General features: G+C 68.5%; 13 protein-coding genes. 10 read left to right on the forward strand and 3 right to left on the reverse strand.

Translation table 11 applies throughout. The annotated features are described in order from the left end of the window. Positions 1-128 precede the first annotated feature (128 nt). On the forward strand, positions 129-1,850 hold the full coding sequence (locus ATK36_RS03890) for a GAF domain-containing sensor histidine kinase (protein ID WP_098509846.1): 1,722 nt from the start codon (positions 129-131) through the stop codon (positions 1,848-1,850). Between the two features lie 30 nt (positions 1,851-1,880). Here ATK36_RS03890 and ATK36_RS03895 read toward each other — a convergent pair whose 3' ends face one another. Both ATK36_RS03895 and ATK36_RS03900 read right to left on the reverse strand, forming a co-directional pair. After that, positions 1,881-2,363, reverse strand: a complete 483-nt coding sequence (locus ATK36_RS03895) for a universal stress protein (RefSeq protein WP_098509847.1) — start codon at positions 2,361-2,363, stop codon at positions 1,881-1,883. 722 nt (positions 2,364-3,085) lie between these two features. After that, positions 3,086-3,532, reverse strand: coding sequence for a MarR family winged helix-turn-helix transcriptional regulator (locus ATK36_RS03900; protein ID WP_098509848.1), 447 nt, complete (start codon positions 3,530-3,532; stop codon positions 3,086-3,088). Between the two features lie 87 nt (positions 3,533-3,619). Here ATK36_RS03900 and ATK36_RS03905 point away from each other — a divergent pair, with 87 nt between their 5' ends. Next, a complete protein-coding gene (locus ATK36_RS03905) occupies positions 3,620-4,873 on the forward strand; it encodes an alpha/beta hydrolase (RefSeq protein WP_098509849.1) in 1,254 nt (417 codons plus the stop codon). 20 nt (positions 4,874-4,893) lie between these two features. Next, positions 4,894-5,634 carry an SDR family NAD(P)-dependent oxidoreductase gene (locus ATK36_RS03910; RefSeq protein ID WP_098509850.1) on the forward strand — a complete coding sequence of 247 codons (741 nt, stop codon included), beginning with the start codon at positions 4,894-4,896 and terminating at the stop codon, positions 5,632-5,634. Between the two features lie 91 nt (positions 5,635-5,725). On the opposite strand, the gene ATK36_RS03915 is transcribed toward ATK36_RS03910, so the two are convergent. Beyond that, positions 5,726-6,322 (reverse strand): TetR/AcrR family transcriptional regulator, encoded by a 597-nt coding sequence (locus tag ATK36_RS03915; protein ID WP_098509851.1) that lies wholly within the window; start codon positions 6,320-6,322, stop codon positions 5,726-5,728. 110 nt (positions 6,323-6,432) lie between these two features. Between ATK36_RS03915 and ATK36_RS03920 the strand changes: the two genes are divergently transcribed. From ATK36_RS03920 to ATK36_RS03945, 7 genes are all read left to right on the forward strand, one after another. After that, positions 6,433-7,137, forward strand: a complete 705-nt coding sequence (locus ATK36_RS03920; RefSeq protein WP_098509852.1) for a hypothetical protein — start codon at positions 6,433-6,435, stop codon at positions 7,135-7,137. 30 nt (positions 7,138-7,167) lie between these two features. Further along, the gene (locus ATK36_RS03925; RefSeq protein WP_098509853.1) at positions 7,168-7,887 is read left to right on the forward strand and encodes an SDR family NAD(P)-dependent oxidoreductase; all 720 of its coding nucleotides are present in this window, start codon (positions 7,168-7,170) and stop codon (positions 7,885-7,887) included. 92 nt (positions 7,888-7,979) lie between these two features. Beyond that, entirely contained in the window at positions 7,980-8,123 is a 144-nt protein-coding gene (locus tag ATK36_RS31970; RefSeq protein WP_170069584.1) for a hypothetical protein, read from the forward strand. Positions 8,124-8,598: 475 nt separating this feature from the next. After that, positions 8,599-9,891: an ATP-grasp domain-containing protein gene (locus tag ATK36_RS03930; protein WP_141544360.1), complete on the forward strand. Its 1,293-nt coding sequence runs from the start codon at positions 8,599-8,601 to the stop codon at positions 9,889-9,891. Positions 9,892-9,942: 51 nt separating this feature from the next. Beyond that, positions 9,943-11,172: an MFS transporter gene (locus ATK36_RS03935; RefSeq protein WP_098509855.1), complete on the forward strand. Its 1,230-nt coding sequence runs from the start codon at positions 9,943-9,945 to the stop codon at positions 11,170-11,172. Between the two features lie 2 nt (positions 11,173-11,174). Then, on the forward strand, positions 11,175-11,786 hold the full coding sequence (locus ATK36_RS03940) for a DinB family protein (RefSeq protein ID WP_098509856.1): 612 nt from the start codon (positions 11,175-11,177) through the stop codon (positions 11,784-11,786). Further along, a complete protein-coding gene (locus tag ATK36_RS03945) occupies positions 11,783-13,000 on the forward strand; it encodes a Coenzyme F420 hydrogenase/dehydrogenase, beta subunit C-terminal domain (protein ID WP_098509857.1) in 1,218 nt (405 codons plus the stop codon). Before ATK36_RS03940 ends, ATK36_RS03945 begins: the two co-directional genes overlap by 4 nt. Positions 13,001-13,006 lie beyond the last annotated feature (6 nt).

Here is a 13,006-nt window from a genome sequence, read left to right on the forward strand (position 1 = left end):
TGGCCGCGAGAGGCGGCACACTGGATGTCGTGCGTAGCCGTTCCGCCAGGGTGTACCTCCCGGAAAGGGGTGCACAGAGGCGAAGGTCATTTGTCCGGAACGGCATCGAGCACCGGAAGGGCGGCGTGATGTCGGAAGGTGGCGAGCCCGGCCGCAGGTTGTCCGGCACTCTGTCGCAGCTGCGCCTGCGGGAGACCCTGCGTGATCTGCAGGAGCGGGCCGAGATCCTGATCGGCACCCGCGACAAGATGGACGGTCTGCTCGACGCGGTGCTCGCGGTCGCGTCCGGCCTCGAACTGGACACCACGCTCCATCGGATCGTGCGGGCCGCCGTGGAGCTCGGCGAGGCTCGTTACGGCGCGCTGGGCGTGCTGGGGGACGACGGGGCGCTGGCGCAGTTCGTGTACCGGGGGATCGATGCCGCGACGCGTGCCCGGATCGGGCACCTGCCCGAGGGACACGGACTGCTCGGGCTGGTGATCGATGATGCGAAGCCTCTGCGGCTGGAGGAGCTTTCGGCTCATCCGGCGTCGGCCGGTTTTCCCCCGAACCACCCGCCGATGCACTCGTTCCTCGGTGTGCCGGTACGGGTCCGCGACGAGGTGTTCGGCAACCTCTATCTCACCGAGAAGAAGGACGGCGAGGCCTTCACCGACGACGACGAGGTCATCGTGCAGGCACTGGCCGCCGCCGCCGGGATCGCGATCGAGAACGCGCACCTGTACGAGCAGGCCCGGTTGCGGCAGCGCTGGCTCGGCGCGACGAGTGAGGTGACCACGGAGCTGCTGGGCGGGACGGACCCGGTGGACGCGCTGGAGCTGATCGCCGGGCGGGCGCTGGAACTGACCGGCTCGGACGTCACGATGCTCGCCTTGCCCGGATCGGGCCGCCTCGACACCGGAGAGGAGTGGGAAGGTGATGCCGAGGAGCTGACCGTGGCGGTGTGCGCGGGAGCCGGGGCGGAGGACCTTGCCAGGACGCGGATCGGGGTCGCCTGGACGGTCGTGGGCTCGGTCTACCGGGACCGCACTCCGCGCCGCTTGGCCGAGCTCGTACTCGCCGCGGATCACCGGTACGGCCCCGCGCTGGTGGTTCCCTTGCGCGCCGGCGACTACACCTCCGGCGTCCTGATCGCGGTACGGGAGCTGGGCGCTGCGCCGTTCGAGACGACCCAGCTGCCGGTGCTGGCGTCGTTCGCCGACCAAGCCGCGCTGGCCCTTCAGCTGGCGGCGCAGCAGCAGGCGGCCAGGGAACGGGACGTGCTGTCCGACCGCGACCGGATCGCCCGTGACCTGCACGATCACGTCATCCAGCGGCTTTTCGCGGTCGGCCTGGCGATGCAGAGCACCCAGCGCCGGGCGAAATCGCCGGAACTGCAACGGCGGTTGCAGGACAGCATCGACCAGATGCACGAGATCGTGCACGAGATCCGCACGGCGATCTTCGACCTGCACGGCGGGGCGGCCGGGGGAACCCGGCTGCGGCACCGGCTGCACGATGCCATCGCGGAGCTCACCGACGACGCGCCACTGCACCCGACGGTGAGCATGTCGGGCACGCTCGACGCGGTGCCCGCGCAGCTGGCCGAGCATGTGGAAGCGGTCGTGCGCGAAGCGGTCAGCAATGCGGTACGGCACGCCGGCGCGGCAACGGTGACGGTCTCGGTATCCGTACGCGACGGCGTGGTGCGGATTTCGGTCTCGGACGACGGTTCCGGGTTACCGGGCGAGGTTTCCCCCAGCGGGCTGGGAAATCTGCGCGAACGAGCCGAAGCGGCCGGCGGTGATTTCACCCTCGAATCGCGGCCCGGCAAGGGTGTTCAGCTGGACTGGTCGGCGCCTCTGCAGTGATCCGCCGGTGGTGATGCGGAGCAGCCACCATCACCGGCGGCATGCCCGCGCAGTTCGACGAGACTCACCGGGTGGCCGCGGATGCCGTGCCGCTTCCGGCGTGATGACCACCACCGGACAGCGTGAGTACCGTACGCACTCCCGCGAAACGCTGCCCAGTAACGGTTCCCGCGCCGGGCCGGTGCCGTGTGCGCCGACCACGAGGAGATCTGCCTCGGTGGATTCGGTGACCAGTTCGGTGGCCGGGTCTCCTCGTGGTGTGGTGACGGTGACTTCCGGCGCGTCCGGGTATTCCTGCCGGATGCTCGAGATGTGGTTGTGTGGCATGGGCGCCGCACCCGGGCCGTGGAGCGCGAACGATGTCCCCCGCAGCAACCCCTCGGCGGGCCGGACCACGACGGCGTGCACCCGGTCCCCGGGCTGCGCGGCGACGCCGAGGGCCCACCGCAGCGCCGCATCGCCGTGTGGCGAACCGTCGACACCGACGATGATGAAGCGACCGGGGGAGTTCATGAGGTGCCCTTTCCTCGGCTTCCGATCGTGCGGCAGCGCATGATGCGTGGGTAGGGCCGTAGGTCCCCGGCGGACTCGGGGATGGTGACGGCGCAAGTGGTGACTTTCGGCCCACTCGAGTCCGCGGAGTACGTGCGAAACGGCCGGTCGTCCTTCATCGGTGCACGACCTCGGCTGTGGCGCCCGTGCGGAGCCGACGTGGCCCGGTGCGCGCCGGTCGTAAGCCCCCGGTTCGCTTCTCGTCACCGAGAACCCGACCGCCACTGTCCACATCGGACTTGACGCGAACGCTCATGCCCGGCCGGACACGAGAGCGATGTGGCCCGAGCGCGGAACGCGTGGACACCGGGCGGTGTGGTGTGCGTGATCCTGCCGAAGCATGACGACTGGGCGGGGAGAGGCGCTCGCGGCGTCGATGTCTGCGGAAACGACCACCGCGGCCGGAAATCGCCGGCTCCGTGTCCCTCCGGATCGCGAGGCCACGGCGAGGAGTACCCATGGAGTACCGCCGACTTGGCGCGTCCGGATCGCGCACCAGCACTGGGCTTCGGCGCCGGCATGTTCGGCGTACTGGCCCGATGCACGGGGCCATGGGCGAAATCGACCGCAAAGCAGCTCCGTGGATGATCGACATCTGCGTCGACCCGGGGTTGCCATGTTCGACGCCGCGGGCCGGAAGCCCTCGCTTCGGCGCGTCGGAAGTCCTTCCGTACCTCGGCAGGTCACAGCTTGTCGTAGAAGGCGGTGATCGCGGCCATGACTTCGATCGCCGCGGTGAGCTGGGCGGGCCGGAAGTGCTCCAGTGTCTCGTCGAAGGCAGCCGCCAGTTTCCGTTCGCGTTCCTCGTGTCTGCGCAGGCCGGATGCGGTGATCCGGACGAGCACTGTCCGGCGGTCGTCCTCGACGCGCTCGCGGGTGACGTCTCCCGATTTGACCAGGCCGTTCACCAGTTGGGTCACGGCTGCACCAGTGGTTTCGGTATGCCCGGCGAGCCGGCTGATCGAGAGCGGGCCTTCCTCGGCGAGCGCGCGCAGGGCGCGGGCGTGCGGGAAGGACAGCGCGCCCTGATCCCGGCTCACCCGGCCGCGCAGCCGTGCGTCGGCCGCGCTGAGTGTGTAAGCCGCCCGTGCGAGGCGGTCCCGGGTCTCGGCTTCGGTGCTGTCCGGCATGCACTCTCCCTCCGCTTGACGGGACCTTAGCATAGGGCTTAACTAAGAAGGACTTAGTAATTAAGGTCTTATATACTTGGAGGGAAGATGACTTCTCGAGCCATCGGGCAGAGCTGGGCTCTCGATGCGGCGATCGCCCAGGGCGGGTTCGACGCGCTGCACCCGCAGGCGCGGGGCAGCCTCGAAATGATCGGGGTCGACCACTCCGACTTCGAGCGGGTGTTCAGCCAGGTCAAGGCCGGTGCCATGATGCCGAAGGCGTGGGCTGGTGTCGCCGAGCAGGTCGAAACGCGCGCCGCCCATTACCGCCGGACGGGTTTCCTGGCGACGGCGGCCGATTTCGCTCAGCGGTCCGCGACGCTGTGGTGCGGTGCGCTGGGCGCCCTCCCAGTCGGGGATGCCCGCAGGGCCGTGTTCCGCGAGCACCTCAACCGCTGCGTGGACCACATCGGGGACCTCCGTGGCGGACGGGTCCGGCGGGTAGTGCTGGACTTCGAGGGCGGTCATCTCTACGGGTTGCTGCATCTGCCGGCGGGGGACGTCCGCGCGGCCCCGGCGGTGATCCTCGGGCCGGGCATGGACATGGTCAAAGAGCACTTCCTGTCCCCGGCCGAACGGTATTACACCTCGCGCGGGATGGTGGCGTTGTCGATCGACGGGCCGGGCCAAGGGGAGACACGCGAGAGCGGCGTTACGGTCGGGGTGACCAACTCCGAACGGGCACTGGCGCACTGGATCGACTACCTGACCGGCCTTCCGGAGGTGGCCGCGGACCGGATCGGCATGTTCGGGGTCAGCATGGGCGGCTACTGGGGACACCGGCTCGCCGCGGCCGACCGCCGGCTGGCCGCCCTCGCCAGCTTCGAAGGCGTCACCGGCGAGTTCACCACGATCTTCGAGCGGGCCCAGCCCAGCTTCAAGCGCAACTACCTGCAGATGTCCGGCTACACCGACGAGGAGGCGTTCGACCGGGAGCTGGCGCCTCGGTTGCCGCTGGGCGATCTGGTCCGGGACATCGTGTGCCCGGTGCTGATCGGGATCGGTGAGTTCGACGAGCTCAGCAGTCTCGAGGAGATCATCGCCTCCTACGAGCGGATCACCGCGCCGAAGGAGATCCGGGTGTATGAGAACGAGTTCCATCCCCTCGGCGGCGTGGCCGCGGAAATGATGCGGTTCGGCGCCGACTGGCTCGAACGCGTGCTGGCCGGTGAGCTCGCCGAGCCCGGCCGTGATGAGCGCTATTACGTGCGCTGCGACGGCGAGGTGACCGAAGGCACCGCCGAACCCGACTGGTGGCGAGGTGCGGTGCCGTCGGCACTGCGCGCCTCGCGAAGCGAATGACGGACAGGGGAGGAAAAACCATGGAACTGCGCCTTGACGGACGGGTCGCGTTGGTGACCGGGGCAAGCTCCGGACTCGGCGCGGCCATCGCCCGGCAGCTCGCCGCGTCCGGGGCGAGAGTCGCCGCAGTGGGCCGTGACCAGGACCGGCTCGGCAAGGTAACCGGCGAGATCGGCGCCGCGGCGGTCGGTCTTACCGCGGACCTGCGGGAGGCGGGTGCACCGGAGCGGATCGTCGACGAATGCGTGGCGGCTTTCGGTACCGTGGACATCCTCGTCCACGCCGCGGGGCTCGGCGAAGCCGCGCCGTTCGAGCGGAGCCTCGACGCGCTCGACCGGATGTGGTCGGTCAACCTGCGCGCGCCGTATGTGCTGACGCAGGCGGCACTTCCGCATGTGCGCGGCGGCGGCAGCGTCGTGTTCCTCAGTTCGGTCGCGGGCATCGTCGCCTGTCCCCAAAGCACGGCCTACGGCACGGTCAAGGGCGCAGTGGAGAACTTGACCCGCTGCCTCGCGGTCGAGGAAGCGCCGCACGGAGTCCGCGTGAACGCCGTCGCCCCGGGCACCGTCCGCACTCCGCTGAGCGAAGCCGGGCCACTGGCCGATCCGGCGGGGGAGAAGTTCCTGACGGACCGCACTCCGCTCGGCCGGATCGCGGGGGTGGGAGACGTTTCGTCGGCCGTGCTGTACCTGGTCTCCGACGCAGCCGCCTACGTGACCGGCCACAGTCTGGTCGTCGACGGGGGGTGGACCGCACAGTAGGGGCTGCCGATTCGCAGGTTCCGTCCCGAGCCGCGCGGTAACCCGGCTCCTCCCGGACAACGGCAATCAGCCATCCACAGTGGACACTTCCTCAGCGGACCAGTGGCATGAAGATCGTGTCGACGACTTCCCGGATCGACTCGGACGACATCGGCCGCAGATGCATGATCGCCTCGTGCCGGAGCAGGTCGTAGGGCAGGCCGGCGATCCGCGGGGTCAGCTTCGCGCCGTCGATCTCGCCTCGGTCGATCGCGCGCTGCAGCACGGTTTCGATCACCGACTGCCGGGACCCGGTCAGCATCTCGCGCAGGTCGGCGGGACTGGTGCCGAGTTCGTCGAAATATGCGGCCAGCTGCGCGGTCATGATCGCCGCGAAGCCCGCGAACCACACGTTGAGCTGTTCCATAAGGTCGATGGTGTCGTCCCGCAGTGACCCGGTGGCCGGGTCGGTCAGGACTCCACGGTCACTCGCGCGGAGGATCGCGTCCTGAACCAGCGCACCTTTGGTCGCCCAGCGGCGGTTGACGACCGGACGGCTCGTGCCCGCTCGCCCGGCGACCGACTCGAAGGTCAGGCCGGAATACCCGCGTTCCATCAGTTCGTCCCACGCTGCGTCCAGCAACGCACCCTCGAGTTCCGCGCCGTGCCTGCGCCGGCCACGAACGGGTGGCTCGCTTGCAAGATCCATGACTGCATCTTACACTAGGAGATGAGGGCACTCGACCCTTCTTTCTGCTCCACCGGCCGTTTCGACCGTACCGGCGTGAGCTGTCAAGTATGTTGAACAGGAGAATCGTCATGAGCACCACCGCTGATGTTCAGCCGTCCACTTCGGTCACCGTCACCGTGCACACGAAAGGACAGGATTTCGACGAGTCCGCGGTGGACCAGTGGGAATTGAAGGCTGCTCGCCGGGCACTGAAGAACCTGAAGAATGTGGCCGGAGGTCAGGTCATGATGGATCTGCTCAAGGAGCAGATCGACGCGGGTGACCGTTTTCACAAGGAGCTCGTGGAGGCGGCCGGCGGTGCGTGGCGGGAATCACGGACCGAATTCGCGGTGCGCGGGCTCACGGGTACTCAGCTCACCAACTGGTTCCGCGGGCAAGCGGGCACCGGAGAATTCGGGGACAAAGCCCTTCTCGTGAACGCGCACCCCGAGCACTACGTCGAGCCGCCCACGTACCCGGGTGGCATGGTGGAGACGATCGGCGGGCACCTCACCCGGTTCAAGGTGGCGATGGTGCCGGAACTTCCCCCGGTCATCGCGGAATACCTCGATCCGGCCTACCCGCAGACGCTCGCGCAGGCCGAGCTGACTCTCGACGACGGCACCGCCTTCGCGTACTGCGTGCACCAGGCGCGGGACACCGAAACCGGCGCGGCCGTCGTGGTCCGCGTCATTTATCCGGCCACCTCTCCGGACTCCCTGATCGAGGGTCACTGCGAGCATTTGGCCATCGAATTCCGCAGCTGGATCAGGAACGCCGCCGCGGCGGCGTGACCCTTCGGGAAGACCAACGAAAGACAGCCTATGGAATTCAAGAATAAAAAGGCTCTGGTTACCGGTTCGGGAGCATTCGGCGGCCTCGGGCACGCCATCGCGAAAATCTTCGCCGAGGGTGGTGCCGAGGTCACGATCACCGGCCGGGATCCGGAGCGCGCAGCGCCGGTCCTCGACGATCTCGGTGGCAACGCCCGTTTCCTGCCAGCCGATTTGCACGACAAGGAGAATGTGCGCAAGCTCGCCGCCGACGCCGGTCCGGTAGACATCCTCGTCAACAACGCGGCAATCCTGCTCGGCGCCTCACAGGACCTCGACGACTACGAGCACGCATTCGCCGTCAACGTGCGTGCGCCGTTCGTGCTCACCACCGTCCTGGCACCGGCGATGGCCGAGCGCGGCGGCGGCAGCGTCGTCAACATCTCCTCGACGGCCGCCGGAATCGGCATGCCCGAGATGGGCGTCTACGGGGCGACCAAAGCCGCGCTGGAATCCCTGACCCGGGCGTGGGCGGCGGAATTCGGCCCGGCGAACGTCCGCGTCAACGCGGTGTCACCCGGACCGATGCGCACGTCGAAGGCGGTCGCCGCGCTGGGCCCGGACGTCGGCGGCTACGGCGGCACCGTGCCGATGGCGCGGGCGGCCGACCCGTCCGAGGTCGCCGAAGTGGTCGCCTTCGCGGCCGGCGACCGGGCCGGATTCATGACCGGCGCAGTCCTCCCGGCGGACGGCGGCCGGGCCGCCATCTGACCCCGTCTGCCCGGCTCCGTCCCCCGCGGCTGCCGGGCCGGCGGACCACTGTACGGACGCCTTTTGCGCTGGGCGTCCGTACAGTGCCGACTATGCATCGCCAGAGTCTGCTGCTCATGTGTATAGGCACCGACTCCGGTGACCTCGCCGCGCGCCCGGATCCGGGCGCGCGGCATTTCGGCGAGTACGGTTTCAAGGAAGCCGTCGCGGAGATCTTCGCGACTCGGCAGCAGTAAGGCTGTGAAGGGGCCCTTCACGGACTCAGAGTCCGTGAAGGGCCCCTTCACAGACCTCCGCGGGCTGTGCGGGGCCCTCACACCGACTTTGCCGACACCGTCAGGGGAGTCGGTGCGCGGACGGCGCCGTGTTCGAGGCCGTCCGGGCGGTGCTCGTCCGACCTGCCGTGGCGGCTCGGCTGCCCGTGGGTTGCCGGGCGAAAAGTGCGTCGATTCCATTTGTTTCGTGGGCCGTGGATTTCTTCGTATAGCTACAACTATCTGACAAACCTCGCATCGGTATTGGATTGATCTGCCGCGGAAAATCCGGACCTGAGTCAGGTGCCGAGGAGAGTGGCACTGTGATGCTGATCTCATTCGATCGGACTATTGTCGGCTGTGAACCGTCTCGCTACGGTCGGTAGTAGTGGTTGAAAAATGAGAAAAAATGCGTGAATAAGCGTATTTCTCATCTGTGAATAATCACCAACGAGGGGTGGGGATAGTGCTGGAAGGAGAGCCTGGGGAGATCGTTCCCCGGCCCATTTCGCAGGTGCTGGCCGTGGGTGGCGGATCAGATCTGCAGCCGCGGCTGCGGGCGATGTTTCCCGAGTTGCGCACGGTCGCGCTCTGCCGGGCCGCCGCGCTCGGCTGGGTGCAGAAGCTCGGCGAGAACCAGGCGGTGGTGGTGCTCAGCGACGACTCGCCGGTGGAGCGCTGGATTGCCGCCGGACGGCACATCAACGCGGAGTTCCCGATCGATCGGATCGTCGCGATGGCCGACCTCGACCAGGACAAGGCCGCGGCGATCGCGGCGGACCTGGGTGTCGAGTTCTACTCGCCCGAGGTCGTGGAACGAGTGCACAACAAGGTCGAAATGCGTCGGCGGCTGCGGGAGCGGGGCGTGGACCGGCTGCCGTACCGGGACCTGCCGTCGGCGGCCGAGGCGCGAGACTTCTTCGCCGAAGCCGGCCCGCCGTTGATCGTCAAGCCCAGCCGCGGCCGGGCCAGCGCGGGGGTGACGGTCGTGACCGAGCCCGCGCAACTCGATGCGGCGTATCACCGGGCAGCCACCGAGCACGCGCCCAGGGTCGAACCGTCCTCGCCGATCGGCGAGCGATTCGTGGAGGGGCCGGAATACAGCGTGGAGTGCCTCTCCCACCGCGGCCACCACTACGTGTTCGCCGTGAACGAAGAGTTCAAGGACTCTGTGTCCAAAGTGGAATACGGCCATGTTGTCCCGGCGCGGATCGCCGCGGAGACCGAGACGGCCCTGGTCGAGCACGTTCGCGAGTGCCTGACGGCGCTGGGCATCGAGCATGGCATCACGCACAGTGAGCTGATCTTCGGCCCGGACGGTCCGGTGTTTCTGGAAACTCACCTGAGGCAGGCGGGCGACGAGATTCCGCAGCTGATCGCCGATGCGACCGGGCTGGACATGGCTGACTTTTTCCTCCGGCAGGTCGCCGGCGAGGATATCGGTGCGCTGCCGGAGCTGATCGCGAGGCGGGATCGGCCGCAGTACACCGGAGCCGCGGCGATCCGCTATCTCGTGCCGCCCGCGGAGGGTGTTCTGGAGGGCATCGACGGCTGGGACGGCGTCGCGGCGTTGCCCGGGGTGCGCGCACACGCGCAGTCGGCGGAGGCCGGCGCTCTGCTGAACGGGCTGGAGAGCTCGTATTCCCGGCTGGGGCATGTGCGGGTGCAGGCAGCGGATACGGCAGCGGCGCTTCAGTTGCTCGACAAGGCATTCGCGGCCATCACGGTCAGGGCTCGCCCCGCAGCGTAAAACGGCAGGAGAGCGTCCGAAATGACATCCATTCGGGCTGGTGGCACGGGTGTGCCTCCTTCATCCGCGATCCGCAGATACCTGTTCGGCTATTTTGTCACCAATGTCGGCGTGGGCGGATTCACGCTCGCGGTCGGGCTGATTCTGTTCGCGAGAACCGGTTCGGCGGAAATGTTCGGGATACTCGTCGGAATGGAGTTCGGTCTCGGGTTGATCGGGCAGGTGATCGGCGTGAGCGTGCTCGACCGCCGGGACGCGCTGAAGGTGGCGATCATCGCCAACGTGGTGCGCGGCTGTGCAGTTCTCGGGTGCGGCGCGCTGCTGCTCGCGACGGCCGGCACCACCGTACTGACCAGCGTGTTCCTGGTGTCGGCGATCATCCGGCCGCTGTACCGGGCCGCCAGTTTCGCGCTGGTGGTCCGGGTGTGCGAGCCGGTTGAGCTGGCCAGGGTGAACGGCCTTCGATTCGGTCTGCTGCAGGTCGCTCAGGTCACCGGGCTGTTGTGGGTGTCCCTGCTCAACGCCGTCGCTCCGCAGCCGGTGATGCTGCTGGGCGTCGCGGCGTGCCTGCTGGCGGGCACCGCGATCCTCGCCGGGCTTCGGCACCTTCCGGCCAAGGAGCCGCCGGACACGGCCGACCGGATGTTCGGCCGGTGGCGAGAGCTGGGCGCGGCCTTTCGCCGCACCCCGGCGGTGGCCGTCCACCTGCTGCTCGGCTGCGCCGGGCCGCTGGCCGTGGCGCTGGCCGCGGTGCTGGTCGCTCCGGTGAACGCGGAACTCGGTGGCGGCGCGCTGGGCATCATCGCCCTCGACGGCAGTGCCGCGGCCGGTTCGTTCGTGGCGGTGATGATCACGCGGAAGTTCGCCGTCGAGCGGCTGCCGTCGCTGATCTGGGCCGCGCCGCCACTGATGGCGGCCGGACTGCTGCTGCTGGGGCTGAACCAGTCCGTGCCGGCCGGGGTGGTGGCTTTCCTGGGTTTGGGCTGCGGATCGGTGCTGTCGGCGACCGCGCTCGACTCGTTGTTGCAGTACCGCACCGCGGCGCGGCTGGTCGGCAGGCTGGCGATTTCCCAGGAGGCCGCGGTTTCGCTGTTCGCGCTCGTCGCGCTGCCGGTGTTCGGCCGGCTGCTGGCCGAGCGCGGAGTCGGTGTCGCGTCCGTGGTGTTCGCGACGGTGCTTGCCGGTTTCACGGTGGCCTTCGCGGTCGGGTGGTCGGTACGCCGGACCCGGCTGCTCACGAGTCCGGTGGGGATTCCGGACCGAATCGAGGGGAGAACATAGCCATGCAGATCGAACTCGGCTGGGCCGAAGTGCTGGACACGCTTGTCCGGGATCCCGCGGACGAAAAGGCGCGGGCCTGGGCCGACGAGGCCGCCCGCGAGGAGCGCGGGACGCCGGGGCAACTGTATTCCTACCGAGTGCTGACCAGTGGCGAAGAAGTGCTCACCGCACTGGCCGAAGGGCCGCGCCGGGTCGAAGCGCTGCTGGCCGAGTACGCCCCGACCCGCACCGATCACCAGCCGGAGCCGGGCGAGTGGAGCCCGCGGCAGATCGTTCACCACCTCGCGGACAACGAGGCGGTGAACGCGGTGCGGCTGCGGGCCATTCTGACCGAGGAGACGCCGGAGATCTACGGGTACGATTCGGATCCCTGGACCAGATTCTTCGACGTGGAAAGCGTGCCTGAGGCACTGCACCGGTTCGCTGTCCAGCGTGCGAACACCGTCCGGGTGCTGCGGGGCCTCAGCGATGAGGACTTCGACCGCAAGGGTGTGCTGTCCTACCGCGGTGCGGAGACCGTCCGGGTGCTCGCGGCGGTGCTCGCCGGGCACGACCTGTCGCATCTCGACCAGCTGGTGAAGTCGTTCACCATGGTTCGGGCGGCGGGGCTATGAGCTACGCCGAACTGGCGGCACAGGTTCTCGAACAGGATCTCTGTACCTCATGTGGTGCCTGTGCCGCGGTGTGCCCTCAGGATTTGCTGCGGATCTCCGTCGACCGCCCGGTCGCGGCACTGCGCCCCGAGGTCGCCGCCGGCGACGTCTCCTGTGGCAGCTGCACGCTCTGCGTGGACGTCTGCCCCGGTAAGGACACCGGCACGGCCGATTCGGAACTGCGGCTGTTCGGCCGGACCCGGGCCGAGCACGAGCGCTGGGTCGGGGTCAGCCGCCGGACCTGCCAAGCCCGTGCTCTCAACTCGGAGGTACTGGGCGCCGCATCGGCGGGCGGCGCCGTGACCACGCTGCTCATCACCGCGCTGCGAACCGGGATGATCGATGCCGCCCTGGTCGTCGGCAGGGACGAGGACCGCCCGTGGATCCCGGCGGCGCACCTGGTGGATACCGAGGCCGCGGTGACCGCGTCGGCACAGGCGAGTTACTCGATCGCGCCCACCCTGCAGTTGTTGCGGGATACGGCGTACCAGCGGATCGCTGTGGTGGGCCTGGCCTGCCAGATCCAGGCGCTCAACAAGATGGCGAACCTGCCGGAGCCACCGCCGATGCTGTCCAAGGTGGCCCTGACCATCGAGATCGCCTGCTCGTCCAACACCCGGCTGGCCGGGACCGAACACCTCATCGAGGATCGGCTTCGGCTGCCGCTGGCCGAGGTCACCGACCTGAAGTACCGGTCCGGCCGGTACCCGGGCAACTTCACCGCTCGCGACGGCTCCGGCACCGAGCACAGCCTGCCGTTCCACGAGCTGGTGACGACGTTCAAGAAGTTCAAGACGTTCCGTTGTCTCGCCTGTCCGGACTGGTGGAGCGGGCTGGCCGACATCTCCGTGGCCGACGGAGACCCGAACATCTTCCGCACCAGCCGGAACGACACCGAGGTCCCGAAGACCTCGTTGGTGATGACCAGGACCGGTACCGGTGACGAGCTCGTGGCGCGGGCGGTCGAGCGCGACGAGCTCGAGGTCGCCGACAGCACCTTCGAACCCGGCGAAAGCCTGGGGCTGCAACGCAAACGCCACCGGTACCTGGGATATCAGCGCAAGTATCCGGAGCGGGTGCCGCATCCGGCGATGCCGGGCGAGGAAACCGTCCAGCCGCTGAGCGACGAGGACGTGATCGAGCGGATGAGCCCGGCAGGCGCCCGTGGCGACTGAGCATCG

Source organism: Amycolatopsis sulphurea (genome assembly GCF_002564045.1).
Taxonomy (GTDB): Bacteria; Actinomycetota; Actinomycetes; order Mycobacteriales; family Pseudonocardiaceae; genus Amycolatopsis; species Amycolatopsis sulphurea.